This is a genomic window from uncultured Sphingomonas sp. (assembly GCF_964235535.1).
Taxonomy (GTDB): domain Bacteria; phylum Pseudomonadota; class Alphaproteobacteria; order Sphingomonadales; family Sphingomonadaceae; genus Sphingomonas.
Window position 1 is genome coordinate 1 of sequence record NZ_CAXSBH010000046.1, and the last position, 23,942, is coordinate 23,942.

Annotated in this window: 23 protein-coding genes and 1 riboswitch; of the genes, 10 read left to right on the plus strand and 13 right to left on the minus strand. The window is 67.9% G+C overall.

What is annotated here, in order from left to right; translation table 11 throughout:
* A partial coding sequence (locus ACFE7F_RS12380; protein WP_375404159.1) for a putative PEP-binding protein occupies nt 1–606 on the plus strand: 606 nt, incomplete at its 5' end.
* A gap of 167 nt (nt 607–773) precedes the next feature.
* On the opposite strand, the gene ACFE7F_RS12385 is transcribed toward ACFE7F_RS12380, so the two are convergent.
* Genes ACFE7F_RS12385 through ACFE7F_RS12420 form a run of 8 tightly spaced genes read right to left on the minus strand, consistent with a single transcriptional unit; the run spans nt 774 to nt 8,423 of the window.
* On the minus strand, nt 774–1,358 hold the full coding sequence (locus tag ACFE7F_RS12385) for a hypothetical protein (RefSeq protein ID WP_375404160.1): 585 nt from the start codon (nt 1,356–1,358) through the stop codon (nt 774–776).
* A 58-nt stretch (nt 1,359–1,416) separates the two neighbouring features.
* Nucleotides 1,417–2,415 (minus strand): type II secretion system F family protein, encoded by a 999-nt coding sequence (locus ACFE7F_RS12390; RefSeq protein ID WP_375404161.1) that lies wholly within the window; start codon nt 2,413–2,415, stop codon nt 1,417–1,419.
* A 12-nt stretch (nt 2,416–2,427) separates the two neighbouring features.
* Nucleotides 2,428–3,402 carry a type II secretion system F family protein gene (locus ACFE7F_RS12395; RefSeq protein WP_375404162.1) on the minus strand — a complete coding sequence of 325 codons (975 nt, stop codon included), beginning with the start codon at nt 3,400–3,402 and terminating at the stop codon, nt 2,428–2,430.
* A 28-nt stretch (nt 3,403–3,430) separates the two neighbouring features.
* Complete coding sequence (locus ACFE7F_RS12400) at nt 3,431–4,717, minus strand: CpaE family protein (RefSeq protein WP_375404163.1); 1,287 nt, start codon at nt 4,715–4,717, stop codon at nt 3,431–3,433.
* Nucleotides 4,717–5,346: a CpaD family pilus assembly lipoprotein gene (locus ACFE7F_RS12405; RefSeq protein WP_375404164.1), complete on the minus strand. Its 630-nt coding sequence runs from the start codon at nt 5,344–5,346 to the stop codon at nt 4,717–4,719. The genes ACFE7F_RS12400 and ACFE7F_RS12405 overlap by 1 nt, the downstream gene beginning before the upstream one ends.
* 24 nt (nt 5,347–5,370) lie before the next feature.
* Entirely contained in the window at nt 5,371–6,900 is a 1,530-nt protein-coding gene (locus ACFE7F_RS12410; RefSeq protein ID WP_375404165.1) for a type II and III secretion system protein family protein, read from the minus strand.
* 2 nt (nt 6,901–6,902) lie between these two features.
* On the minus strand, nt 6,903–7,904 hold the full coding sequence (gene cpaB, locus ACFE7F_RS12415; RefSeq protein WP_375404166.1) for a Flp pilus assembly protein CpaB: 1,002 nt from the start codon (nt 7,902–7,904) through the stop codon (nt 6,903–6,905).
* 42 nt (nt 7,905–7,946) lie between these two features.
* Complete coding sequence (locus ACFE7F_RS12420) at nt 7,947–8,423, minus strand: prepilin peptidase (RefSeq protein ID WP_375404167.1); 477 nt, start codon at nt 8,421–8,423, stop codon at nt 7,947–7,949.
* Nucleotides 8,424–8,474: 51 nt separating this feature from the next.
* Here ACFE7F_RS12420 and ACFE7F_RS12425 point away from each other — a divergent pair, with 51 nt between their 5' ends.
* Both ACFE7F_RS12425 and ACFE7F_RS12430 read left to right on the plus strand, forming a co-directional pair.
* Nucleotides 8,475–9,422, plus strand: coding sequence for an alpha/beta fold hydrolase (locus tag ACFE7F_RS12425; protein ID WP_375404168.1), 948 nt, complete (start codon nt 8,475–8,477; stop codon nt 9,420–9,422).
* Nucleotides 9,419–10,495, plus strand: a complete 1,077-nt coding sequence (locus ACFE7F_RS12430) for an NAD(P)/FAD-dependent oxidoreductase (RefSeq protein ID WP_375404169.1) — start codon at nt 9,419–9,421, stop codon at nt 10,493–10,495. Before ACFE7F_RS12425 ends, ACFE7F_RS12430 begins: the two co-directional genes overlap by 4 nt.
* A 142-nt stretch (nt 10,496–10,637) precedes the next feature.
* On the opposite strand, the gene rnhA is transcribed toward ACFE7F_RS12430, so the two are convergent.
* The 3 genes from rnhA to ispH are packed head-to-tail and all read right to left on the minus strand — an operon-like array spanning nt 10,638 to nt 12,984.
* Nucleotides 10,638–11,090 carry a ribonuclease HI gene (gene rnhA, locus ACFE7F_RS12435; protein ID WP_375404170.1) on the minus strand — a complete coding sequence of 151 codons (453 nt, stop codon included), beginning with the start codon at nt 11,088–11,090 and terminating at the stop codon, nt 10,638–10,640.
* On the minus strand, nt 11,087–12,037 hold the full coding sequence (gene thrB / locus ACFE7F_RS12440) for a homoserine kinase (RefSeq protein WP_375404171.1): 951 nt from the start codon (nt 12,035–12,037) through the stop codon (nt 11,087–11,089). Before thrB ends, rnhA begins: the two co-directional genes overlap by 4 nt.
* A complete protein-coding gene (ispH, locus tag ACFE7F_RS12445) occupies nt 12,037–12,984 on the minus strand; it encodes a 4-hydroxy-3-methylbut-2-enyl diphosphate reductase (protein ID WP_375404172.1) in 948 nt (315 codons plus the stop codon). The genes thrB and ispH overlap by 1 nt, the downstream gene beginning before the upstream one ends.
* Before the next feature lie 82 nt (nt 12,985–13,066).
* Here ispH and ACFE7F_RS12450 point away from each other — a divergent pair, with 82 nt between their 5' ends.
* The 5 genes from ACFE7F_RS12450 to gcvPB all read left to right on the plus strand — a co-directional run bounded on the left by ACFE7F_RS12450 (nt 13,067) and on the right by gcvPB (nt 18,550).
* The gene (locus ACFE7F_RS12450) at nt 13,067–13,705 is read left to right on the plus strand and encodes a hypothetical protein (RefSeq protein WP_375404173.1); all 639 of its coding nucleotides are present in this window, start codon (nt 13,067–13,069) and stop codon (nt 13,703–13,705) included.
* A 75-nt stretch (nt 13,706–13,780) separates the two neighbouring features.
* A riboswitch (glycine riboswitch) is annotated at nt 13,781–13,870 on the plus strand.
* A gap of 253 nt (nt 13,871–14,123) precedes the next feature.
* Nucleotides 14,124–15,215 carry a glycine cleavage system aminomethyltransferase GcvT gene (gene gcvT / locus ACFE7F_RS12455; RefSeq protein ID WP_375404181.1) on the plus strand — a complete coding sequence of 364 codons (1,092 nt, stop codon included), beginning with the start codon at nt 14,124–14,126 and terminating at the stop codon, nt 15,213–15,215.
* Nucleotides 15,212–15,583, plus strand: a complete 372-nt coding sequence (gene gcvH, locus ACFE7F_RS12460) for a glycine cleavage system protein GcvH (RefSeq protein ID WP_375404174.1) — start codon at nt 15,212–15,214, stop codon at nt 15,581–15,583. The genes gcvT and gcvH overlap by 4 nt, the downstream gene beginning before the upstream one ends.
* A 16-nt stretch (nt 15,584–15,599) precedes the next feature.
* The gene (gcvPA, locus tag ACFE7F_RS12465) at nt 15,600–16,961 is read left to right on the plus strand and encodes an aminomethyl-transferring glycine dehydrogenase subunit GcvPA (RefSeq protein ID WP_375404175.1); all 1,362 of its coding nucleotides are present in this window, start codon (nt 15,600–15,602) and stop codon (nt 16,959–16,961) included.
* On the plus strand, nt 16,958–18,550 hold the full coding sequence (gcvPB, locus tag ACFE7F_RS12470) for an aminomethyl-transferring glycine dehydrogenase subunit GcvPB (protein WP_375404176.1): 1,593 nt from the start codon (nt 16,958–16,960) through the stop codon (nt 18,548–18,550). The genes gcvPA and gcvPB overlap by 4 nt, the downstream gene beginning before the upstream one ends.
* A 38-nt stretch (nt 18,551–18,588) precedes the next feature.
* On the opposite strand, the gene ACFE7F_RS12475 is transcribed toward gcvPB, so the two are convergent.
* Both ACFE7F_RS12475 and ACFE7F_RS12480 read right to left on the minus strand, forming a co-directional pair.
* On the minus strand, nt 18,589–20,316 hold the full coding sequence (locus tag ACFE7F_RS12475; protein ID WP_375404177.1) for a DUF885 family protein: 1,728 nt from the start codon (nt 20,314–20,316) through the stop codon (nt 18,589–18,591).
* 32 nt (nt 20,317–20,348) lie between these two features.
* Complete coding sequence (locus ACFE7F_RS12480; RefSeq protein ID WP_375404178.1) at nt 20,349–21,254, minus strand: DMT family transporter; 906 nt, start codon at nt 21,252–21,254, stop codon at nt 20,349–20,351.
* Nucleotides 21,255–21,333: 79 nt separating this feature from the next.
* On the opposite strand from ACFE7F_RS12480, the gene ACFE7F_RS12485 reads away from it, so the two are divergent.
* Complete coding sequence (locus ACFE7F_RS12485) at nt 21,334–22,866, plus strand: aminoacyl--tRNA ligase-related protein (protein ID WP_375404179.1); 1,533 nt, start codon at nt 21,334–21,336, stop codon at nt 22,864–22,866.
* Nucleotides 22,867–23,082: 216 nt separating this feature from the next.
* The gene (locus ACFE7F_RS12490) at nt 23,083–23,856 is read left to right on the plus strand and encodes a polyphosphate kinase 2 family protein (RefSeq protein ID WP_375404180.1); all 774 of its coding nucleotides are present in this window, start codon (nt 23,083–23,085) and stop codon (nt 23,854–23,856) included.
* Nucleotides 23,857–23,942: the final 86 nt, after the last annotated feature.

Sequence of the window (23,942 nt, forward strand, 5' to 3'; positions counted from 1 at the left end):
TATCCCGAGATCTACGAGATGCAGGCCCGTGCCATCTTCGAGGCCGCGCTCGACGTCGCTGAGGCCAGCGGGGACGCGCCCATCCCGGAGATCATGATCCCCCTCGTCGCGACCGCCCGCGAGCTCGACCTGATGAAAATCGTCATCGACCGCGTTGCGAACGCCGTATTCACCGAACGCGGTCGCCGCCTTGAATACCTCGTCGGCACCATGATCGAACTTCCCCGTGCCGCGCTCCGCGCCGGCGACATCGCCCAGGGCGCGGAGTTCTTCTCGTTCGGCACCAACGACCTGACCCAGACCACGCTAGGCGTCAGCCGCGACGACGCGGCCCGCTTCCTCGGCGAATATGTCGAACAGGGTATCTACCCCAAGGATCCCTTTGTCAGCCTCGATATCGAGGGCGTGGGCGAGCTCGTCGGCCTCGCCGCCGAGCGGGGCAGGGCCACCCGCCCCGACCTGAAACTCGGCATCTGCGGCGAACACGGCGGCGACCCCGCCAGCATCGATTTCTGCGAGCAGGTGCGGCTCGATTACGTATCGGCCTCCCCCTACCGCATACCCATCGCCCGCCTGGCCGCCGCCCAAGCCGCCCTGCGCCGCTAAACCCTCTCCCGCTTTCGCGGGAGAGGGACAGGCGCGTCAGCGCCAGGGTGAGGGCCCAACCTCTCGCCGCGGAGGCCCGACCCTCACCCTCGCCGTGCTACGCACGTCTTTCCCTCTCCCGCGAAAGCGGGAGAGGGTTTAGTTCAGTGCCTTAGAACGCCAATACGTCAGTCCCGCGGGTGAGCGCGCGGGTCCGATCTCGGACCAAAATCGAACCAACTGCTTTTGGACCGCTCGCCCATCACCCGACGCGTGCCGGGGGTGACCGATGCGACGACCGGCGCGGCCACGCCCGCTCCCTGGCTCAACCGCGCATTCTCACGCTCAAGTTCCGCGATACGTCCCTGCGCTCGCCCCAGCGACACCCGGTCCCGCTCCAGCTCGGCGATCCTCGGGTCCGCCGCTGGCCGAGCCTGATTGCGCTCCATCTCCGTCGCCCGCGCCTGCGACAGCGACACCGCTTCGCGTTCCCGGGCCAGTTCCGCCGCATGCGCCTCCCGCTCACGCTCCAGCTCGGCAATCCGCGCATCCGACCCGGCGTACCGCGTCCGCTCCGTCTCCATCTCGCGGATGCGCGCGTCCGACCCCGCCAGCCGCGACTCCGAGTCCCGCCGGAATGCCGCATGCGCGTCGCGCTCGGTCACGTACCGGTCCTGCCATTTGCGCCCGCGCGGCGCAAAGGCCAGTCCCAGCAGCAATCCGCCCAGCAGCGCCAGCGCCAGCGCGATCCAGTCCGAGGGTGTCGTGAGCATGATGGCAGTCCTCCTGTTACGGAAAGACAACGAACCATGCCGGTCAGGGTTTCCCCGTTTACAGTGATCCGCTCGACATCGTATCGGAGATGGAACAGGCCGCCGGGCCCAGAATGACCATGAACAGCACCGGAAGAATGAACATGATCAGCGGCACGGTCATGATGGCGGGCAGCCGCGCCGCCTTTTCCTCCGCGCGCATCATGCGCTCGTTGCGGAATTCGGCCGACAGCACCCGCAGCGCCGACGCCAGCGGAGTGCCGTATTTCTCCGTCTGGATCATGGTGGTGACGACACCCTTAACCGCCTCCAGATCGACGCGCATCGCCAAATTCTCGAACGCCGTCCTCCGCTCGGTCAGGAAACCCAGCTCGATCGCGGTCAGCGTGAATTCGTCGCCGAGTTCGGGATAGCCGCGACCCAGTTCCTTGGCCACGCGGTGGAATGCCGCATCGACCGTCAGGCCGGCCTCCGCGCAGATCACCAGCAGGTCGAGCGCATCGGGCAGACCTTTGCGGATCGCATCCGACCGCTTGGCGATCTTGTTCTTCAGGAAGATGTCGGGCGCTTTGTAGGACAGGATCAGCGAGCCCGCGACCAGGCCGTACCGCTTCAGCGTCGTCCAATCGGCGAAATATTCGGTGCCGTAGACCCAGAACGCCATGCCGCCGCCGAGCACGATCGGCAGCACCATCCGACCGAAGATCACCGCGACCGCCCAGTCTTTGGATCGGATACCCGCCTGCATTAGCTTAATTTGCGCCTGCTTGACCTGATCGTCCTGAAGAACTTTCATCGACTTCAGGGTGCCACGGATCCAGTCGGTCGTGTCGTTCCGCTGGACCAGCTTGGCGCGGCGCTTGGTCGACGCGGTAATGCCTGCCTTCAGCTGCTCGCGCCGTTCCGCCAGCGCCTTGACGCGCTTGGCCATCGGATCGTGGATCGTGAGCGCTCCCCACAACATCGCGAGCACGCCCAGCGCGACCGCGCCCGCGATGCCCGTCACCGCCCAAGTTACGTCCACGCCGAGCAGCGTCGGCGCTTGGCCCGTCCCCATACCTATCCGTCCTTAAATTTCGAACCGGATCATCTTGGCCATGATCCCGGCCCCGATGCCCATCCACACCAACCCACCCAGACCGACCGCGATCAACCGCTCATCGACGAAAAACTGGTTCATATATGCCGTGTTGATGTAATAGATCATCACGAACACGATGAAGGGCAAAGCGCCGATAATGTAGGCCGACGCTTTGGACTCGGACGACATCGCCTTGATCTTCAGCTTCATCTGCGCGCGCTTGCGCAGCACCTCGGCCAAGTTCGACAGCGTCTCCGCCAGGTTGCCGCCGGTCTCGCGCTGGATAGCGATCGTGATGGTGAAGAACTGGAACTCGGGCGTGCCGAGCCGGTCGGCAGTCTCCTGCAACGCCGCATCCATCGACCTGCCGATCTTCATCTTGTCGGAGATGGATCGAAACTCCTCGCCGACCGGACCGGCGATTTCGTGCCCGACCACACCGATTGTCTCGGAGATCGGCAGGCCCGAGCGGAGCCCCCGCACCAGCAGCTCGATCGCGTCGGGGAATTTCTTGGTGAAATTGCCCACGCGCCGCCCGATCATGTAGCCCACGACGAGGTGCGGCAGTCCGCCGCCGAGCAGCACCGCCGCGAAGAGCGCGAGCAGCGTCGGTAGCCCGTACAGGAGCATGAACAAACCCACCCCGATCGCCAGCCCGCCCGACGCATAGCCGTATTTGCTGACCGTCCAGTTTCTGCCCGTCATGGCGAGGCGCTTGGCGAGCTCGGCGCGGCGGGGCAGCAGTCGGCCGAAAGCGAGGTCCGATTTGGTTGCGCGCGACATCGCAACGCGGCGCATCTGCACGTCCATCGCGACTACGCGCGCCTCGCCATGCCGAGCCCGCACGGCGGATAGCCGCCGGGCTTGCGTCCGGAGCGGCGCGCGGCCGAAGCTCGCATAGCCGATGCCGCCGAGCACGAGCACCGCCGCCAGCGCGGCCAGCATGATCGGCGTCGACATCATTCGATCGCTCCCTGGCTCGAACGGAACCTCATTTGCCGGGCTTCTTGGCCAGCATGCCCTTGAAACTGAATCCGCTCTTGGAGCCGGCGGGCTTGCCCTTCTTCTTGCCAGCCACCGCCGTGTCGTCCGACTCGCCCAGATCGACCATGCCCAGCACGCGTACCGCCAGTTCGAACAGGGGCGCGACTGTCTTGCTGCCCTTGTTCGCCTCGACCAACGGCTTGCCCAGCTTGGCCGCGTGCACCGACAGCTTCTGGTCGTATGGCATCACGAACTCGACCGTGCGCTCGATCGTGTTCTCGAAGTCCTTGCGGCTGATCTCGTATTCGCGGCTGGTAGGCATCTTGTTCCCGACCACGACCACCTGCGTGTTCGGAGCGTTCGACTTGAGCCAAGCGAGCACGCGGATCGAGTCCCGGGCGGACGCCAGCGTCAGCTCGGTGACGAGCACCGCGACTTGCACGTCGCTGATCAGATGTGGATATTGGACCAGCATGGCACGGGGCAGGTCAATGATCGTCGCCTCGAACGCGGCGCGCATCTCCTCTTGCAACTGGTAGAACGCGGACCCGTCGGACGCGATGGGCGAATTGATCGGTGCCTCGGCGGACAGCACCGACAGCTTCTCCGACGCCTTCACCATCGCGCGCTCGATGAACAGCCCATCGATCCGGCTCGGATTCTCGATTGCGTCCGTTAGTCCACGCCCTGGCTCCAGATCGAGCAAAAGCGCCCCCGTGCCGAAGTGAACATCCAGGTCCAGCAGCGCGGTCGACCGTCCATGCTTATCCGAAACCAGCCAGGCGAGCGAAGTCGCCAACGTCGATGCGCCCACCCCACCGCGTGTGCCGATCACCGCCACCGAACAATGCGCCCGCTCCGCTCCCGCTTCGACATGCCGGGGGGCGTTCAGCATCGCCTGGGCGCTACCGAACGCATCGCGCATCATGTCGGGCGTCAAGGGCTTCAGCAGGTAATCCTGGATACCGCTGGCCACCAGGTCGCGGTACAGTCGGACGTCGTTGACCTGCCCCGACGCGATCACCACCGTACCGGGCTCGCACACTTCAGCCAGCGAGTTGATATCGTTGATCGGGTCGCCCGATTCGGACAGATCGACGAACAGCACGTGCGGGCTCGCCGAGACCGACAGAGTCTGCACCGCGTTGCGCAAACCTCCCTTGTTGACCTTGTCCGGATTCCATCCGAGGTCCAGTACGACCGGCCGAACCGCGTCGGCGGTGGTGTCGTCGCATACGAAGGCCATGAACGGCTCGCGCGTGCCCGCGCCTGCGGGCTTCCAGGGTGCGTTCATTATTTGGCTCCCGCCTTTTCGGGCTTGATCCCCGACGCGCCGGTTGCCGGCGCCTTGCGATACGATTCGATCGCCTTGGTCGACAGCAGCGGATCGGTCGCGGCCGGACCGGTGCGCCCGCGCACCAGGTCTGCCGGATTGGCGATCATCGCCGCCAGGCTGCCATTCACCGAACAGCCGTAATTGGACGAGGTGTTGCTCCCGATCTCGAGCGACGCGTCGCGGCTCCAATCGGGGCAGCCCGGCACGGACGCCCGCCGGCGCCCGACCACGACCCGAACCGTACCCGGCGCGACCGGCGCAGCGTTGACGGGCGTGGCGTCGGCGACGAGCAGCCCATATCCCGCGACGATCCCGCCGACCTCGGCGCGCGCCCCATAGCCTCCACCGCCGTCGTCGACCGAGACTTGGTCGCCGTAGCTCAACCGCATCGCATCAAACCACCCGGCCAGCCGCGCGGACTCGCCGTCGGCCAGCGCGTCGCCCGTCGTCTGCAGGTCGAGCAGATAGTCGGCGCGCTCGACGACCGGCTGGTGGACGGTTTCGAGCCCGCGGTTCTCGGTGCCTCGGCACCCGCCGAGCGCGAGCGCGGCCGCGGCGGAGACCAGGAGGAGAGGGCGTGTCAGCATGGGTTGGTCCTCGCTTGGCCGAGATCAGTTGGAAAAGCCGGGCGCGACGTCGCGCTTGCCCGGACGCGACCGGGTCGCGGGCCGGGGCCGGTCGGCGGTCGGTAATGGCATGGCCGGAGCAGCCGCTCCGATCGTGGGCGGGACGCCGGGACCCGCCACCGTCGGCACCGGACGACGTCCGCCGCCGTAACCGCCGTCGATCTTGCCCAGCAGCACCTGCTGCACGTCGCTCGCCGCCTGGTATCCATCGGTCGGCAGCGCAATGTCGGCGGCGTTGTTGACCGGCTTGACCAGATACGGCGTGATGATGATCACCAGCTCGGTCTCGCTCCGCCGAAAGGCGTTGGACCGGAACAGCGCGCCGATGATCGGGATGCTGCCCAGGCCCGGCGTCTTATCGACCGAGTTGTTGTGGCTATTTTGCAGCAGCCCGCCGATCATCATGCTCTGGCCCGATCCCAGCTCCAGCGTCGTTTCCGCGCGCCGGGTGGTCAGGCCCGGGATCGTCGTGCCGCTCAGCTGCACCGACCCTTCCGACGTCAGCTGCGACACCTCCGGCCGGACGCGAAGCGAGATGCGCCCGTCCGACAGCACGGTGGGGGTGTAGGCCAGGCTGACGCCGTACTGCTTATACTCGACCGACACCGCGCCCAGCCCCTGGCTGATCGGGATCGGGAACTCGCCGCCCGCCAGGAACGTCGCCGTCTCGCCCGACAGCGCAGTCAAGTTGGGGTTGGCGAGCGTCGTCACCTGACCGATCGTCTCCCCCAGATCGATCGCGGCCAGCAGGTCGAGCCCCAGCAGGTTGCCCGCCAGGCCCAGCGTCGTGCGCGACGCACCGTTTTGAAATTGAAAAGCCGTGCCGTTCGCGCCCGGTGTGATCGTGCCCGGCGTTCGACCGGACCCGATCCCGAACAGGAACCCGCCGCTCCGGTCGAGCGAGGTCAGGTTGACGCCCACATTCTTCACGAAGCTGCGGCTGACCTCGGCGATCCGCACTTGCAGATTAACCTGCAGCGGGGTCGCCGTCTTCAGGCGCGACAGCACCTTGGTCGTCTCACCGACGAACGCCTGGACCAACCGCTCGGCCTCTGCGGCATCCTCGGGCGCGGCGACCGTTCCGGTCAGCAGCACTAGGCCGTTCATGGGCGTGGCGGTGATCTTGGCGTCGGGCATCGCCATCGCCAGCATCCCGCCCAGCGAGTCGAAATTATTGCCGATGCGCACGGTGGCGGCGAACACCACTTGGCCGCCCTTGGTCGTCGCCGACACCGTGGTCTCGCCCGGTTTCTTGCCGTAGACGTAGATTTGGGTGGGCGACCGCACTTGGACGTCGGCGACGTTCTCGTCGGCTACGAACAGGTCGCTCATCGGCTGCGCCAGCGTGATCAGCCGTCCGCGCCCCGTCGCGATCTGGACGACGGTCGCGCCGGCGGACACCGCCGATGCCGAATGCCGTGCCAGGGTCTGCGCCCCGCCCGGGATGGCCCCGACGAGGAGCGCGGCGGCCATGATGGCGGCCAGCGGCCGGCCGTGATCGGTTGCGAAGTACATGCTCACTTTCCCCCCGCCGGAACGATGGTCACGTTGTTGCCGCGTGCGATCCGCACGACGGGCACGGGCGCGGCCGGAAGGGAGACGACCATCGGCCCCATGGCGGGTCCTTCCGAGGCCGCCTTGCCGGGCACGCTGCGCCGCTGGAAGCGCGATACGTCGGCTCCCGTAGCGTAGGTCGAATTGCCCGTTTGCGGCTGGCTCGCCACCTTCAACAGCATCGCGCGCTCGGATTTGGGATCGATGCCGTCGGGAACCCTGACCGCGCCGCTTGCGATCGCCTCCTCCAATTCGCCGCGGTCGTCGGCGATTGATCGGAGCGAGATGGACAACGATCCGACCGTCTGCGCCACCGCCACCTGCTCGGCGATCTTGGGCGTCGCCTCGACCGTGACCGTGTTGAATGTGGTCACCTTCGTCTTGCCGTCCTCGCTCTCGGTGTTGTCGGTGCGCTGGTCGGTGGCGAGCACGCGGACGTTGCGCATGACCGTCTCGGAAACCTTCAGCGGATCGCCGTCGCCGCCGCCCTTGACCTCCTGCGTCAACACCAAATCGATGCGGTCGCCGGGAAAAACGAACCCCGATACCGAACTCGCGCCCGACACCGGAAAGGTAACGGCCCGCATGCCCGGCCCGAGCGCCGCGGCTAGGAAGCCGCGGTCGCCCGGCTTGACCAGGGCGCCCTGCGTGACCGGCTGCCCGGCCGTTATTTGGTTGCGCACCACCGTACCCAGAAGCGACGCCATGTCGGTCTTTTCCTTGAGGTAATAGGCGTTGTCGACAAGCTCCTTGGGCCAGGGCTGGAACTTCAGCGCGGTGGCGTCCAGGATCGTGCCGACGGACAGCGCCCGCGTCGCGACCAGCACTTCGGGGCCATCGATCTTGACGGGTGCGGCGACCGCCACGGGGGCGGGACTCCCGGAGAACAGGCTGCGGCCCATGAATGCCGTGACCACCGCGATGATCAAGGCGCCCGCCAGCAGTAGGACCTTGCGACTATCCATGCTTCACTCGTGCCTTTCGGAGCGCGTCGTTATCCATGCGGCTCATCTAGCCGCCATTTGGTTAAGAACGGGTTCGCCGAGCGCCAGCAGCCCCGCGACCGCGATCGCCACGCCGTACGGCACCTCGATCTCATGCTTGCGCCACTTGCGTTCGATGAGCATGGCGACCGTGATCGCCCCCCCCACGAGCGACATCGTCACCAGCATCTGTGGAAGGACAGTCAACGGGAACCACAGCGCCAGCGCCCCGATCATCTTGACGTCGCCGCCGCCCATCATGCCCAGCGCGAACGCGCCCGTGAACAGCCCGAACACAGCCAGCGCGACGCCGACCTGCAACGCTACCTCCGGCCACAGGCCCAGGCCGGTCGTCCACCACCAGGCGGGCGCGAGCAGCGCGATGGCCGCGTTCTTCCAGTTCGCGATCTCGCGGACGCGCACATCCTCGATCCCGGCCGACAACAGCAGCACCGCCAGGACGACCGGCAACGCCGCGAGCATGATCTGACCCAATCCCATATCCCATCACGCTAGACGGGCCGGCTTTCAAAATCGTAACCATGTCTTCGCATGTCAGCCCCGGCCCAAACTTACGCCCACCATCGCCGCCGGCTGCCGGACGCCGCCGTCCTGTCGGACTGGCGCGCGCCGGACGGCTGGTCCTTGCGCCGCTTCGACTGGCCCTCTTCGGTCGGACGCGGCCGCCTGCTTTTCCAGGGTGGACGCGGTGATGTGATCGAGAAGTATCTGGAGACGTTCGCGCACTTTCACGCGCGCGGTTGGTCGGTGACGTCGTTCGACTGGCGCGGGCAGGGCGGTTCGGGGCGGCTGTCCCCCGACCCGCATGTCGGCCACGCGAGCAGCTTCACGCCCTACGTCGCCGACCTCGCTGCATTGTGGCGCGAGGGGGACGGGGAGGGCGGCCCACGTGTCGCGATCGGCCATTCGATGGGCGGCCACCTGCTGCTGCGCGCGATGGTCGACGGCTCGGTCGCGCCGGATGCGGCGGTCCTCGTTGCGCCGATGCTGGGCCTGCGGTCGCCGCTGGGCGCGAGGCTTGGCGGCCGGATCGCTCGCTTCGTCGCCGGGCGGGGCGACCCCGCGCGCGCCGCCTGGCGGGGCAACGAGCGACCCGCCTCGCTCGTCAGCCGCCAACGCCTTCTGACCGGCGACGGCGACCGCTACGCCGACGAGGGCTGGTGGTACGAACGGACGCCTTCAATCCGCCTCGGCCCGCCGAGCTGGGCCTGGCTTGCCGAAGCGTTCAGGTCCACCGCCGCGCTCGAGGCCGATCCGCGCCTGGACGCGCTGGCCGTTCCGGTCCTCACCCTCGTCGCCGACCGTGACGGCCTGGTCGACGCCCGCGCCGCCCTCCGCGTCGCCGCGCGCCTGCCCCGGGGAGAGCTGATGCGCTTTGGCCCTGAATCGGCGCACGAGATCCTGCGCGAGGTCGATCCCATCCGCGACCGGGCGCTAGCCGCCATTGACGCCTTCCTCGACCGGCACGCGCCCGCATGACGCCGGCGTACGATATCGCGATCGTCGGCGCCGGCATCTCCGGTGCCAGCCTGGCCGCCGAGCTCGCGCCGCACGCCCGCATCGTCCTGCTCGAATCGGAGGCGGTCGCGGGCTATCACGCGACCGGGCGCTCGGCTGCTTTCTGGTCGGAGACCTATGGTGGCCCTGGCGTCCAGCCGCTCACCACCGCGTCCGGCCCGGCGCTGCGCGACGGCGGCTTTCTCCAGCCGCTCGGCTCTGCTCATATCGGCCGCGCGGACGACGGCGCGGCCATTGACTCCTTCCTGCGTGCGTTCGAGGGCAGCGGGGTCGCGCTAATGCCCATCGATCCGTCGACGATCATACCGGGCCTGCGCCCCGCCTGGACGCTCGGCGTCATGGAACGGACCTGCGCCTATATCGACGTCGCCGCGCTCCATGCCGACCGGCTCGCCGTCGCCAGGCGTGCGGGCGCGGTCGTGATGACGGATGCGGGCGTCGCGTTGGCCAGCCACGCCGAAGGCCGATGGCGGATCGACACACCCGCTGGCGCGGTCGCCGCCACGCTGCTCGTGAACGCGGCCGGCGCCTGGGCCGACACCGTGGCCGAGCGCGCCGGGGTGCGCTCGCTCGGCATCCGCTCCTACCGCCGCACGATCGCGCAGCTCCGCACCGACCCCGGCGCGCCCGCCGACCTGCCGCACGTCGCCGATATCGCCGGCCGCTTCTACTTCAAGCCCGAGCCCGGCGGCCGCCTATGGCTCAGCCCGCACGACGAGACGCCCACCGACCCCTGCGACGCCGCCGCCGACGAGCTCGACGTCGCGATCGCGATCGACCGGTTCGAGGGCGTGGTCGACTGGCGCGTCGCCGCCGTCGAGCGCAAATGGGCGGGCTTGCGCTCCTTCGCCCCCGACCGCTTGCCGGTATATGGCTTCGACCCCGCCCAACCCGCCTTCTTCTGGTGCGCCGGCCAAGGCGGCTTCGGCATCCAAACCGCTCCCGCCGCCGCCAGGCTGTGCGCCGCGCTCATCCTGGGGAGGACGACGCCCGACGGCCTGGACCCCGACCGCTACAACCCGAACCGCTTCTGACACTAACCCTCTCCCGCTTTCGCGGGAGAGGGAAAGACGTGGCGAAGCCGCGGCGAGGGTGAGGGCCGGGCCTGTCCGGGCGAGGCCCGCCCCTCACCCTGGCGCTACGCGCCGGTCCTCCCCCCGCGAAAGCGGGAGAGGGCTAAGCCGACCGCCCCACCGCCGCGTCGCTCGCCAACCGGTCCACCCGCTCGTTGTCCGCGTTCCCCGCATGGCCCTTCACCCACACCCACTCGATCCGGTGCGGCTCGGCCGCCGCCAGCAGCGCCTGCCACAACTCCGCGTTCTTGACCGGTTTCTTGTCCGCCGTCCGCCAACCGTTGCGCCGCCATCCATGGATCCACTTGGTCAGCCCATCCATCACATACCGGCTGTCCGTCGACAGCTTGACGGCGCACGGTCGCGTCAGCGCGCTCAGCGCCCGGATCGCCGCGGTTAGTTCCATGCGGTTGTTGGTGGTCGGGTTCTCGGCCCCCGACAGCTCCTTCTCCGTGGTGCCCGATCGGATCAGCGCACCCCAGCCGCCCGGCCCCGGATTGCCCTTGCACGCCCCGTCGGTTGCGATCTCGACAATCGGCAAAGTCTCAACCGTCACGCGAACACATTCCCCATCTCATATCGTTCAAGTCGCCGCAGATAGGCGAGCGGATCCTTACGCGTCACCAGCGCATCGGCCGGCGTGTTCAACCAGTCCCATGCCCGCGTCAGCAGGAACCGGATGCAGGCCCCGCGCGCCAGCACCGGAAAAGCCGCCCGCTCATCCGCGCCGAGCGGAAAAGCCGCGTCGTACCCGGCGACCAACGCCCGCCCGACTTCCTCGTCATATCGCGCGCCCGATCCATCGAACGCCCAGGCCGAGTGCGTCACCGCCAGATCGTACGCGCGCACCTCGGTGCAGGCGAAATAGAAATCGATCAGCCCCGTGACCTCGTCGCCCATCATCAGCACGTTGTCCGGGAACAGGTCAGCATGGATCGTCGCGCGCGCCAGCCCGTGCGGCCATGCCGCCTCGACTCGCCCCAGCGCCATCGACACCCGCTCGCCGAGCCCCGGCGCGATCTCGTCCATCCGCGCCCCGCACCGTTCCAGCAACGGCCGCCAAGCCTCGACGCCCAGCGCATTCGGACGCGCGCCCCCGAAATTCGCCAGCGACCCGTGCATCCGCCCCAGCGCTTCCCCGGCCGCCCGCGCCTGCGCGGGCGTGGGCGTCGTCACCGACACGCCTGGCAGAAACTCGATCAGGCAGGCGGGCCGTCCCTCGACCACATGCACCCGCTCGCCCCGCCGGTCCGCCACCGCGCGCGGCACCGGATGGCCGCGCTCCGCCAGATGCTCGATCAGATCCAGAAAATACGGCAAGTCGTTCGCCGAGACTCGCTTCTCATACAGTGTAAGAATGTACTTCCCGGCAGTTGTGAACACCAGGAAGTTGGAGTTCTCGACCCCCTCGGCGATCCCCTTGCACAGGTACGGTTCTTCCGTTTCGAACCCCGCCATGAACCGCCGCAGCGCCTCTGCCGGCACCGCCGTGTAGACCGCCATCAGGCCGCGGCTTCGAGCCCGCGCGGCAGCTTGAAGGCGATCGTCTCTCGCGTCGTCTCCACCTCGCGCTCGACCACCTGGAACCGCTCGCCCAGCCGTTCGACCAGCTCGCGCACCAGCAGCTCGGGCGCCGACGCCCCCGCAGTGATGCCGAGCGTTCCCACCCCTTCCAGGAACGCCCAATCGAGTTCGGACGCCCGCTGGATCAGCTGCGCCCGCACCCCTTCGCGCTCCGCGACTTCGACCAGCCGGACCGAGTTGGACGAGTTGGGCGCGCCGATCACCAGCACCGCGTCGCACCGACCCGCGATCGCCTTGACCGCCGCCTGCCGGTTCGATGTGGCGTAGCAGATGTCCTCGCCCCGCGGCGCGTCGATCGCCGGAAAGCGCCGGTGCAGCGTGGCGACGATCTCGGCGGTGTCATCGACCGACAGCGTCGTCTGGGTCAGGAAGGAAAGCGCATCCGGCTCGACCGGCTGGATCGCCAGCGCGTCCTCGACCGTCTCCACCAGCGTCATCGACCCTTCGGGCACCTGCCCGAACGTCCCGATCACCTCGGGATGCCCGGCATGGCCGATGAATACGATATGTCGCCCCGCCGCCACCAGCCGCTCGGCCTGGCGGTGCACCTTGGAGACGAGCGGGCAGGTCGCGTCGAGATAGGCGAGCCCGCGGCTCTCCGCGTCGGCGGGCACAGACTTGGGCACGCCGTGCGCGGAGAAGACGACCGGCGCGGCGTCGGGCACCTCGTCAAGCTCCTCGACGAACACCGCCCCCTTGGCGCGCAGAGAGTCCACCACGAACCGGTTATGGACGATCTCGTGGCGGACATAGACCGGCGCGCCGTGCTTCTCGATCGCGAGCTCGACGATGCGGATGGCTCGGTCGACGCCGGCGCAGAAGCCGCGCGGCGCGGCGATCAATAGCTGCAGGATGGGCTTGGTCACGGGCCCTCTCTCTACGCCATTGCTTGCGCGCGCGGAAGGCGGTTCCTAAGAGGCAGGCCGTTATGAAAAGAGTGCCCGACCAGTGAAGCCACCGCTCATCATCGCCTTGCTGTCGGCCCTGCCGCTCGCCGCCTGCGCCCGGACCGGCGAGATCGACGCGACCGGCGGGATCAGCGCGGTGCGGTCCGTCTGCCCCGCGGTGGGCGTAGCGGCAGGCACTGGTGACGTCACCGTTTTCGATCCGCCCGCGAGCCGCGACCAGTCCGCGATCGACGTGTCGGCGGTGCTGACGAACCTGCGCTCCACCTGCGACGACGCGGGCGATCAGATCGCGACCACCCTGACCTTCGACGTGCTCGCCCGCCGCGCGCGCGGCGACGGGGCGCGCCAGGTCGTGCTGCCATACTATATCGCGATCGTGCGCGGCGGCAGCGCGGTAACGGCCAAGCGGATCGGGCGCGTCGCTGTCGATTTCCCGGCCGGGCAAACGCGGGCGACCGGGCGGGCGCAGGCCACCTCCTACGTCAGCCGCGCCGCCGCGACGCTGCCGCCCGACATACGCCGCCAGCTCACCCGCCGCCGCAAGGCGGGCGACGAGGACGCCGCCGTCGATCCGCTTACCCAGCCCGAGGTGCGCCAGGCCGTGCTGTCGGCCAGCTTCGAGGCGCTGGTCGGCTTCCAGCTTACCGACGAGCAGCTGCGCTACAACGCGACACGTTGAGCGGGTGACCGCCGGGCGTTGACACGTCTTCCGCGCGCCGCCAGAGCCGTGCGGGTCGATGCCGGGCAACCGGGATGGGCGCGCGCGGGAGAGTGGCACTTACAGTGTCCGCCGAAGGAGCAACCACCCCGGAATCTCTCAGGCACCAGGGACCGCGCGGGCCTCGTGACACTCTGGAAAGCGTCGCCCGCGCGAGCGGTGGCCACCGAAGGGGTAAGCCGGGTCCGCCCGGCGAAAGCTCTCAGGTTCCGTGACAGAGGGGGGAACGGTAGGCGGGCGGAGCGTTCCGCCTGTTATCCGCCCTTTGATACGGAGTGAGCCGGTGAGCGAAGCGGTACATGGCGGCCCTACCGAACACGGCGCGCGCGGCACCGAGTTCAGCGGTGATGAGGACGGCGGTGAGCTATCGCCCCAGCTCCTGCCGCTCGACGCGTGGCACCGCGCACGCGGTGCGCGCATGGTTCCGTTCGCCGGCTACGAAATGCCGATCCAATATGCCGGCATCATGGCCGAGCATCTTTGGACCCGTACGCAGGCCGGGCTGTTCGACGTCAGCCATATGGGCCAGATGCTGTTCACGGGCGAAGGCGCGGACCGGGCGTTGGAGGCGGTGCTGCCGGGGGACGTGACCGGGCTAGGCGTGAACCGCATGCGCTATTCGCTCTTGCTCGCCGACAATGGCGGCATTTTGGACGACCTGATGGTGACGCGCCGCGAGGACGGCGTGTACGTCGTCGTCAACGGCGCGACCAAGTATGACGACGTCGCCTATCTCCTCGACCACATGCCCGACGAGGTTACGATCAACCTCATGGAGGATCAGGCGCTGCTTGCGCTGCAAGGGCCTCGCGCGGTCGACGCCCTCGGGCGTTTAGTGCCCGGCGTCGAACGCCTCGTCTTCATGACGGCGGGCGCGTTCGAATGGCGTGGGTCGCCGCTGTGGATCAGCCGATCGGGTTACACCGGCGAGGACGGGTTCGAGATATCGGTCCCCGCCGACGCCGCCGAGGCGCTGGCCGACGCGCTGATTGCCGAACCCGAGGTCGAGCCGATCGGCCTTGGTGCGCGCGACTCGCTCAGGCTCGAGGCCGGACTGCCGCTCTACGGACACGATCTCGATCCCGAAACGTCGCCCGTCATGGCCGATCTCGGCTTCGCCCTGTCCAAGCGGCGGCGCGAGGCGGGCGACTTCGCAGGCGCCACCCGCATCCTGCTCGAGCGCGAGCAGGGCGCCATAGTCAAGCGCGTCGGCCTGATCGTCGAGGGACGCCAGCCGGTCCGCGAAGGCGCGGGTGTGGTGGACGATGACGCGACCGAGGTCGGCCGCGTCACCAGCGGCGGCTTCGCGCCGTCGCTTGGGCTCGCCATCGCGATGGCTTACGTTCCCGCGGCGAGGGCCGTTCCCGGCACCGTCATCACTTTGGCCCAGCGCGGCAAGCTTCACCGCGCCACCGTAACGCCCATGCCCTTCGTTCCCCACAACTACGTCCGCGCAGGAGCCGTCACATGAGCCGTTACTTCACCGAAGACCATGAATGGATCGATGTCGACGGCGACATCGGCACCGTCGGCATCAGCGAGTACGCGCAGAGCCAGCTCGGCGACATCGTCTTCGTCGACATGCCCGAGGAGGGCAAGGAGCTGAACAAGGGCGACGAGGCCGCGGTGGTCGAATCGGTCAAGGCGGCGTCGGACGTCTACTCGCCCGCGAGCGGGACGGTGATCGAGGGCAACGCGGCACTCGACGACGACTCGTCGCTGGTCAATTCGGACGCGGAAGGCGAGGGCTGGTTCTTCCGCATCACGCTGTCCGACCCGAGCGAGCTTGAGGAACTGATGGACGAGCGCGCCTACGAGGCGTTCGTCGCGAAGCTCTGATAATTAGGAACACCCGATGCGCTACCTACCCCTGACCCAGCCCGACCGCGACGCCATGCTGTCCGTCATAGGCGTCGGCTCGATCGACGATCTGTTCGTCGACGTGCCCGAGGCGGCGCGGCTCGACGGCCCGGTTCGCGGATTGCCGCATCATGCGAGCGAGCTGGCTGTCGAGCGGCACATGAACGCGCTCGCCCGCAAGAACACCGTCGCGGGCGAGGTGCCCTTCTTCCTGGGCTGCGGCGCGTATCGGCACCATGTGCCCGCCTCCGTCGATCACCTGATCCAGCGCGGCGAGTTTCTCACCGCCTATACGCCCTACCAGCCCGAAATCGCGCAGGGCACGCTGCAGATGCTCTTCGAGTTCCAGACGCAGGTCGCGCGGCTGCTCGGCACCGATGTCGCCAACGCCTCGATGTATGACGGCTCGACCGCCTGTTGGGAGGCGATCGGTATGGCGCGGCGCATCACCAAGCGTGGGCGCGCCATCCTGTCGGCGGGGTTGCACCCGCATTACGTCTCGGTCGCCAAGACCATGGCGAAGTATACCGGCGACGTGCTCGACACGGCCGATCCTGGGCTGGTTGCCGAGACCGACATCCAGCGATTGATCGCGGAGATCGACGACGAGACCAGCTGCGTTGTCGTGCAATATCCCGACATCCTTGGCCGCATCGCCGACTTGTCCGAGCTTGCGTCGGCCTGCCACGCGAAAAAGGCGCTGCTGATAGCGGTCGTGACCGAGCCGGTCGCGCTCGGCGCGATCCGCTCGCCCGGCGAGATGGATGCAGACATCGTGGTCGGCGAGGGTCAGTCGCTCGGCGTCGGGCTCCAGTTCGGCGGACCGTATGTCGGGCTGTTCGGGTGCAAGGAGAAATACGTCCGCCAGATGCCCGGGCGGCTGTGCGGCGAGACGGTGGACGCGGACGGGCGGCGCGGCTTCGTGCTGACCCTGTCGACGCGCGAGCAGCATATCCGCCGCGAAAAGGCGACATCCAACATCTGCACCAACTCCGGCCTCTGCGCGCTCGCTTTCTCGGTTCACATGACGCTGCTGGGTGAAAAAGGTTTGCGGCGGCTCGCGATGCTCAACCATCATGGCGCGGTCGCCGCGGTCGAGCGGCTGGCGAAGGTTCCCGGCGTCGAGCTGGTCAACGACGCTTTCTTCAACGAGTTCACCCTGAAGCTGCCGACAGAGGCGAGGCCGGTGGTTCGGACGCTCGCCGACCGAGGCATCCTGGCGGGCGTATCGCTCGGGCGGCTCTATCCCGGGGTCGACGAGCTTGCGAACGGGCTGGTGGTGGCCGTGACGGAGACGACCACGCCCGACGATATCGAGGCGCTGTCCTACAGCCTGGAAGAGGTGCTAGCGGCATGAACATGAACCCAAGCGGCTGGCGGCCGGAAATTGTTAACCCCGAAAAGGGGGCTGACCATGCGACTTTCGAGATTTTTCGAACCTCGACAGGCAATAAGGCGCTGATGCTGGAGGAGGCGCTGATCTTCGAGATCGGGTCGGACGAGACGACCGGCGTCGACCTGCCCGAGATCGGAGCGGGTGCGAACCGGCTGGGCGGGCTGTCGCGCGAGCGGCCCATCGGCCTGCCGGGCCTGTCCGAGCCGGAAACGGTCCGGCACTATACCCGGCTTTCGCGCCAGAACTACGCGATCGATCTCGGGCTGTTCCCGCTAGGCTCGTGCACGATGAAGCACAATCCGCGGTTGAACGAGAAGATGGCCCGGCTGCCGGGGTTCGCGGACATTCATCCGCTGCAGCCGGTCGAGACGGTGCAGGGCGCGCTGGGCGTGATCAACGAACTCGCCTTCTGGCTGATCGACCTGACCGGCATGCACGGCGTCGCCATGTCGCCGAAGGCCGGCGCGCACGGCGAGCTGTGCGGAATGCTCGCGATCAAGGCGGCGCTCGAAGCGCGGGGCGAGGGTCATCGCAAGGTGGTGCTGGTGCCGGAATCGGCGCACGGCACCAACCCCGCCACCGCCGCTTTCGCGGGTTTCACGGTGGAGGACATTCCGGCGACGGCCGAGGGCCGCGTCGACACGGCGGCGCTGAAAGCGCGGCTCGGCCCCGACATCGCGGCGGTGATGATCACCAACCCCAACACCTGCGGCCTGTTCGAACGCGACCTGAAGACGATCTCCGACGCCGTCCACGCGGCGGGTGGTTACGTCTATTGCGATGGCGCGAACTTTAACGCGATCGTCGGGCGAGTTCGACCGGGCGACCTCGGCATCGACGCGATGCACATCAACCTGCACAAGACCTTCTCCACGCCGCATGGCGGCGGCGGGCCCGGATCCGGGCCCGTGGTGCTGTCGGAGGCGCTAAGTCCGTTCGGGCCGTTACCATTTACCGAACGCTATGCCGACGGACACATCACGCTGGTCGAAGAGGATACCGTCGGCGAGCGTCATCCCGACAGCTTTGGCCGGATGACGGCGTTCCACGGGCAGATGGGGATGTTCACCCGCGCGCTAACCTACATCCTGAGCCACGGCGGCGACGGCTTGCGGCAGGTCGCCGAGGACGCGGTGCTCAACGCCAACTATGTGCTGCGCTCGCTGGAGGACGTGCTCGACGCGCCGTTCGCCGGCTCGGGGCCGTGCATGCACGAGGCGCTGTTCTCCGACGACAATCTGGCGGACGGCTTCTCGACGTTGGACGTTGCCAAGGGGCTGATCGATGAGGGTTTCCACCCGATGACGGTGTATTTCCCGCTCGTCGTCCACGGCGCGATGCTGGTGGAGCCGACCGAGACCGAGTCGAAGGCGGCGCTCGACCAATTCATCGGCGCGCTGCGCTCCGTGGCCGAGCGCGCAAAGGCGGGCGACGCGAGCCTCAAGAGCGCCCCGCACTTCGCCCCCCGCGCCCGGCTCGACGAAACACAAGCTGCTCGGAAGCCCGTACTGACATGGCGAGAACCGCCGCTCGCGCAGGCGGCGGAGTAGCTCTTCTTCTAGCCCTCTCCCGCCTTCGCGGGAGAGGGCTAAAAAGGAGGATAGGGGCTCGGCCCGCCAGCCGCGATGAATCGGTCGATCTGCCCTTCAAGGACCGGAAGCGGGACGGAGCCGAGCGCCAGCACGGTGTCGTGAAAGGCGCGGATATCGAACCTGGCCCCGAGCGCCTTCTCCGCCTTGGCGCGGGCGCGCTGGATGGCGAGCTGGCCGAGATAGTAGCTCAGCGCCTGACCAGGCCAACCGATATAGCGGTCGACCTCCGTAGTGATCTCCCGTTCGGACAGCGCGGTATTGTCGCGGAAATAGTCAAGCGCTCGGTCGCGGCTCCACCCTTTCGAATGCAGGCCGGTGTCGATCACCAGCCGCGCAGCGCGCCACATCTGATAGCTTAGCATCCCGAACCGCTCATACGGGTCGCGGTAGAAGCCCATCTCGTCGCCGAGCCGCTCGGTGTAGAGCGCCCAACCCTCGCCGTAAGCCGAGATGTAGCTGTTGCGGCGGAAGGGCGGGAGGCCCTTATTTTCGGCGGAGAGCGAGATCTGGAACGAGTGACCGGGCGCGCTTTCGTGCAGGGTCAACGCGGGAAGCTGGAGGAGCGGGCGGCTGGGAAGGTCGTAGGTATTGACCAGATACGCGCCAGGCCCACCGCGCCCGGCGGTGTAGAACGGCGCTATGTCGTCCGGTACCGGGCGGATCGCGAAACGACCGCGCGGCAGGCGACCGAACCAACGCGGGGCCATGCCGTCGAACCGCTTGGCGAGCCAGGCGGCTTCCTTGAGCAGCGCGTCCGGGGTCTTGGCATAGAACCGTTGGTCGGTGCGCAGGAAGGTCAGGAAGGCGGCAAGGTCGCCGGCGAACTTCACCTCGCGGCGGATAACCTCCATCTCGGCGCGTATCTTGGCGACTTCGGCCAGGCCGATCGCGTGGATTTGGTTTGGGGAAAGGTCGAGCGTGGTAAAGGCGCGAATGCGGGAGCGGTAGTAGGCGGGGCCGTTCGAGTAAGCCTCGGCGGCGAGTGTCTTGGTCAGCCCGGGAAAGTAGCTTCCGCGCAGGAAAATCAGCAGGCGCTGGTGGACGGGGATCACCGAGCCGGCGATAACGCTGCGAGCCTGCGCCTGGAGGTCGCGCCGGGTCGTTTCGGTAAGGGTGGCGGGGAGATTCATGAACGGCTCGTAGTAAACGGTGGCGGCTGGGTTAGTCGCTTCCGCGACCACGGCGACGGGGCGGTCGCGGCCGGTCATGACGATCGCGGGCGGCGTAAAGCCGCGCGCGAGGCCCGCGCGCATATTGGCGATCTGCGCGTCTATGTAGGCAGGCTGGTCGGCGAGCTGCGACAAGTACGCGCGGTAATCGGCCTCGCCGCGGGCGAAGCTGCCGCGCGCGCCGCCTTGCAGGTCGGACCAGAAGGCGCTGTCGCCGTTGACGGGCTTCTCCCATTCGCGGAACCGCTCTTCGTCGAGGAAGGTCGCGATCTGGTTGCGATAGACCTCGAAATCGATGCGGGCGGAGGGGGAGAGTCTTGTCTCGACGACGCCGTCCAGGCGACGGGAAATATCCGCCCAATAGGCCGCCCGGCGAGCGTGGGCAGCAGCCGAGGGATCGGACAAACGTGGGTTCACCGCCGTGGGGTCGTCGTCCGCGATGCGCTCCGCAATCCGCCAGTTCCATTCCGTTTGCCAAATAGCGGCGAACTTCGCGTCCTCGGACGGAAGCGGGGTGGCGGCGAGCAGGAGGGCGAGCGGGAGGAGATTGCGCATGGGCGTGAGCGTGGCCGATCGGTGCGGCGGGCTCAAGGGATGGCGGTGGCGGTGGCGATGGCGCGGAGGTGGCGGACGCGCTCGCGCCATACGATCACAAGGCCGCTCGCGATGATGATCGGCACGCCGACCCAGGTGGCCGGTGCGGGCAGTGCGCCGAACAGGAGCCAGCCGAGCGCCGTCGCCCAGAGCAGGCTGGAATAATCCATCGGTACCACGACCGACACGGGGCCGAACCGGAGCGACCCTGTCATCGCGAACTGCGCCGCGCCGCCGAGAAAGCCGATGCCGAGCAGATAGGCCCAGACGAGCGGTACGTGCGGCTGCGCGGCGAACAGGTAGAGCAGCCCGAGCGGCGGTAACGACAGGACGGAGAACCAGAAGACGGTGGTGCTCGTCGGCTCCGTCCGGCCCATGCGGCGGAGTAGGATCGAGACGAAGGCGGTGAGCAGGCAGCCTAGCAGCGCGAGCCCGGCACCCCGGACAGGTATGTCGCCGACGCCCGGCCGGGTGATGATCAGCACGCCGACGAAGCCGCCAGTGACCGCCCCCCAGCGCCACGGGCCGGTTGGCTCCTTGAGCACCAGCGCGCCGAGGATCGTGGCGAAGATCGGGATGGTGAAACCGATCGCGGTCGACTCGGCGAGCGGCAGCGCCATGATCGCCGAGAAGAAGCAGAACATCGCGGCCAAGCCGACGGCCGCGCGCAGCAGATGCGCGGGCAGGCGGCTCGTGCGGACGTTGCGCAGGCCGGGGCCGGCGATGATCACGGCGGTGATCAGCAACGCCGCGCCGAACTGGCGAAAGAACAGTATCTCGATCAACGTGGCGCCGCCCGCCTCGGCCAGCTTGATGCCAGCGTTCATGAACCCGAACAATGCGACGGAGACGAGCCGGAGGCCGATGGCGGCGGCTATACGGTCCTGGGTGTCGGGCATGGGCCGCGCATAGGCCGGGGTCGCCGACGCGCCTAGCCGGGGGTGACGCGTCCGGCCTCGGCCGCTATCCGCACCGCCCATGAAACATGCGCTCAGCGTCACCCGCGAACAGGACTTCGCCGCCTGGTATCAGGGCGTCATCGCCGAAGCCGACCTGGCCGAGGAGTCGGGCGTGCGCGGGTGCATGGTGATCCGGCCGTGGGGTTACGGCATCTGGGAACGCATCCAGCGATTGCTGGACGACCGGATCAAGGCGACAGGGCACGACAATTGCTATTTCCCGCTCTTCATCCCGCTCTCGTACTTCGAGAAGGAGGCGGAGCATGTGGAAGGGTTCGCCAAGGAGATGGCGGTCGTCACGCACCACCGGCTGATCGCCGATGGCAAAGGCGGGCTGGTACCCGATCCCGACGCCAAGCTGGAGGAGCCGCTGGTCGTGCGCCCGACATCGGAGACGGTGATCGGCGCGGCTTTCTCGCGATGGGTGCAGTCGTGGCGCGACTTGCCGGTCAAGATCAACCAGTGGGCCAACGTCGTGCGGTGGGAGATGCGGACGCGCATGTTCCTGCGGACATCCGAGTTCCTATGGCAGGAGGGACACACCGCGCACGCCTCGGCCGACGAGGCGCGCGAGCATACGCTGCGTATGCTGGAGGTGTACCGCCTGTTCGCGGAGGAGTGCCTGGCGCTGCATGTGATAGCTGGCGAAAAGCCGGAGAATGAACGGTTCCCCGGCGCGGTCGCGACCTATTCGATCGAGGCAATGATGGGCGACGGCAAGGCGCTCCAGGCCGGGACCTCGCACTTCCTGGGCACCAATTTCGCGTCGGCGCAGAATATCCGTTTCCAAAACGCCGAGGGGCAGTTCGAGCTCGCCAACACGACCAGCTGGGGCGTGTCGACGCGGATGGTCGGTGCGGTGATCATGGTCCATGGCGACGATGACGGCCTGCGCTGCCCGCCGCGCATCGCCCCGTGGCAGGTGGTGATCGTGCCGATGCTGCGCGACGGGCCGGATGACGAGGCGGTCGTGGCGTACTGCCGCGAGTTGCAGGCGGCGCTGGCGAGGCAGGTCGCGCTCGAGGAGCCGGTGCGGGCGTTGCTGGACCTGAAGCCCGCCAAGGCGGCGACCAAGCGCTGGGGTTGGGTCAAGAAGGGCGCACCGATCATCGTCGAGGTCGGCGGGCGCGACGTGGCGGGCGGCAACGTGTCGGTGATCCGGCGCGACCGGCTCTATCGGGCCGATGGCAAACTCGACAGCGCGGTGATCGCGCGGGGCGAGCTGGCGGAAGGCATAGGAGCGATGTTGGAGGACATTCAATCGACGCTGCACGCACAGGCGACCGAGCGGCTGCGCGCCAACATCTCGCCGGTCGAGGATTGGGTTGGGGTAGAGGCCTTCTTCGCGAGCGATCGGCGCAGTCCGGGCTGGGTGGACGTGCGCTGGTCGAAGCCGACCGGCTCGGCGCTGGATGCGGTGGTGGAGCGGCTGAAGAAGCTGAAGCTGACGATCCGCAACGCGCCGATGGGCCAGACCGGGTGCGATGACGGCCTGTGCGTGTTCACGGGGGCGCTCGCCGTCGAGCGGGTGCTGATCGGACGATCCTACTGAGCCGAAGGTAACGAAGGTAACGAAAGTAACGCTGAAACGCACTTTCACCATGCAGCCGGGCGACTTGCGTGATGGTACGAGCGAGGGCCGATGAGTCCGACCTCGCCTACGCCGCCGGAGAATAACGATGTCAAAGAGCCGATTCGATGACCCTAAGCCGCGCGTCGGCTTGTAGGACAGCGAATTGTTGAATGCGGCGAAATGGGTGGCGACGTCATGATCGATTTAGGCGAGTATGAGCGGGGAGCCAAGCACGACGGCGACTATTCCGACGACCTCGCGGCGGTGCAGGAGCGGCTGGCGCGCATCCAGGTCGCGCATATCGTCCACGGTCGGGCGGCGATCGTCATGCTTGAGGGTTGGGACGCGGCCGGCAAGGGCGGGATCATCCAACGGCTGACGGCGGAATGGGACCCGCGCCATTTCGAGGTTCATCCGATCGCCGCGCCGACAGAGGCGGAGCGGGCGCGGCCGTTCTTGTGGCGGTTCTGGACCAAGCTGCCGGTGGCCGGCGACATCGCGGTGTTCGATCGGAGCTGGTATGGGCGTGTGCTGGTGGAACGAGTCGAGGGCTTTGCGAGCGAGGCCGAGTGGCGGCGCGGGTACGACGAGATCAACATGTTCGAGGCGCAATTGGCGACGAGCGGGGCGACGGTGGTCAAGTTGTTCGTCCATGTGACCGCGGCCGAGCAGGACGACCGATTGCGCGCCCGGCTGGAGCATCCGTGGAAGCGGTGGAAGACAGGGGCGGATGATTACCGCAACCGGGCGAAAAGGCCTGAGTATCTGGAGGCGCTGAGCGAGATGTTCGCGCGGACCGATACGGACGTCGCGCGATGGACCGTGATCGACGGGAACAACAAAAAGGCGGCGCGGATCGCGGCGTTGACGGCGGTGGCGGATCGGCTGGAGGCGGCGGTGGATATGACCCCGCCGGCGCTGGATCCGGCGGTGGAGCAGATGGCGCGGGAGGCGTTGGGGATGGATTGATAGCCCTCTCCCGCTTTCGCGGGAGAGGGACAGGCGCGTCAGCGCCAGGGTGAGGGGCGCGCCTCGCCCGGAGAGGTCCGGCCCTC

Coding starts and splice junctions, on each gene's coding strand:
- ACFE7F_RS12390 (WP_375404161.1), bottom strand. CDS start 2,415: ATGGGGACGGGCCAAGCGCCGACGCTGCTCGGCGTGGACGTAACTTGG.
- ACFE7F_RS12490 (WP_375404180.1), top strand. CDS start 23,083: ATGATCGATTTAGGCGAGTATGAGCGGGGAGCCAAGCACGACGGCGAC.
- gcvH (WP_375404174.1), top strand. CDS start 15,212: ATGAGCCGTTACTTCACCGAAGACCATGAATGGATCGATGTCGACGGC.
- ACFE7F_RS12430 (WP_375404169.1), top strand. CDS start 9,419: ATGACGCCGGCGTACGATATCGCGATCGTCGGCGCCGGCATCTCCGGT.
- ACFE7F_RS12400 (WP_375404163.1), bottom strand. CDS start 4,717: ATGAACGCACCCTGGAAGCCCGCAGGCGCGGGCACGCGCGAGCCGTTC.
- ACFE7F_RS12485 (WP_375404179.1), top strand. CDS start 21,334: ATGAAACATGCGCTCAGCGTCACCCGCGAACAGGACTTCGCCGCCTGG.
- ACFE7F_RS12385 (WP_375404160.1), bottom strand. CDS start 1,358: ATGCTCACGACACCCTCGGACTGGATCGCGCTGGCGCTGGCGCTGCTG.
- cpaB (WP_375404166.1), bottom strand. CDS start 7,904: ATGGATAGTCGCAAGGTCCTACTGCTGGCGGGCGCCTTGATCATCGCG.
- ACFE7F_RS12395 (WP_375404162.1), bottom strand. CDS start 3,402: ATGATGTCGACGCCGATCATGCTGGCCGCGCTGGCGGCGGTGCTCGTG.
- ACFE7F_RS12425 (WP_375404168.1), top strand. CDS start 8,475: ATGTCAGCCCCGGCCCAAACTTACGCCCACCATCGCCGCCGGCTGCCG.
- thrB (WP_375404171.1), bottom strand. CDS start 12,037: ATGGCGGTCTACACGGCGGTGCCGGCAGAGGCGCTGCGGCGGTTCATG.
- ACFE7F_RS12410 (WP_375404165.1), bottom strand. CDS start 6,900: ATGTACTTCGCAACCGATCACGGCCGGCCGCTGGCCGCCATCATGGCC.
- ACFE7F_RS12420 (WP_375404167.1), bottom strand. CDS start 8,423: ATGGGATTGGGTCAGATCATGCTCGCGGCGTTGCCGGTCGTCCTGGCG.
- ACFE7F_RS12475 (WP_375404177.1), bottom strand. CDS start 20,316: ATGCGCAATCTCCTCCCGCTCGCCCTCCTGCTCGCCGCCACCCCGCTT.
- gcvPA (WP_375404175.1), top strand. CDS start 15,600: ATGCGCTACCTACCCCTGACCCAGCCCGACCGCGACGCCATGCTGTCC.
- ACFE7F_RS12480 (WP_375404178.1), bottom strand. CDS start 21,254: ATGCCCGACACCCAGGACCGTATAGCCGCCGCCATCGGCCTCCGGCTC.
- ACFE7F_RS12405 (WP_375404164.1), bottom strand. CDS start 5,346: ATGCTGACACGCCCTCTCCTCCTGGTCTCCGCCGCGGCCGCGCTCGCG.
- gcvPB (WP_375404176.1), top strand. CDS start 16,958: ATGAACATGAACCCAAGCGGCTGGCGGCCGGAAATTGTTAACCCCGAA.